Consider the following 710-nt stretch of genomic DNA (forward strand, 5'->3'; position numbering starts at 1 on the left):
TGGCCCGAATAAAGGGCGTTTGGTAATTCCTGCCAATCACAGTTATGATGACCCTAATGGAAATGTAAGAGGAGGGCCTTTTGAATACGGAGCCCATGTCATTTTTAGTGATGACCATGGAGCTACCTGGGAACTTGGTGGATCGATCAAACCTAAAATGAATGAAAGTCAACTGATAGAAATGGCAGATGGTTATGGTACCCTATTAATGAACATGCGGTCTTATTTTGGTAAAAATAGGAGGGCATTGTCTGTTAGCAGAGATGGTGGAGTTACTTGGTCTGATCCGGTAGAGGCAAGCGCTTTAATTGAGCCGGTCTGTCAGGCTGCTTTCATACGTTATTCCTGGCCAGAGGATAGGACTGGTGATTTGGCTTTGTTTTCCAATCCTGCAAGCACAAAAAGAGAGAACATGACCATCAAGCTAAGTAGGGACAGCGGCAGGACTTGGGCCGCATCCAAAGTGCTCTATACAGGCCCATCGGCTTATTCTGCTTTGGCAGCTTTGCCCAATGGCGAATTTCTATGTTTGTATGAAAAAGGAGAAGAGAATGCTTATGAAAAGTTAGTGTTGGCTCGTTTGTCTTTGGATAACTTGCGATAAGATAAAAAGACCTAAAGAACAAAACCCCTCTCCGCATAATGGCAGAGAGGGGTTTTTAATATTTTAACCTGAATTAAAAGAGGTTAATAAGTACCGTTCGTTAGCT

General features: G+C 43.1%; 1 protein-coding gene. It reads left to right on the plus strand.

The features are described 5' to 3' along the window. Positions 1–604: sialidase family protein (locus ADIWIN_RS14435; RefSeq protein WP_040757473.1), on the plus strand; the 604-nt coding region annotated here is incomplete at its 5' end. Positions 605–710 lie beyond the last annotated feature (106 nt).

The sequence above is a fragment of the Winogradskyella psychrotolerans RS-3 genome (assembly GCF_000427335.1).
In the GTDB taxonomy this organism is placed as follows: domain Bacteria; phylum Bacteroidota; class Bacteroidia; order Flavobacteriales; family Flavobacteriaceae; genus Winogradskyella; species Winogradskyella psychrotolerans.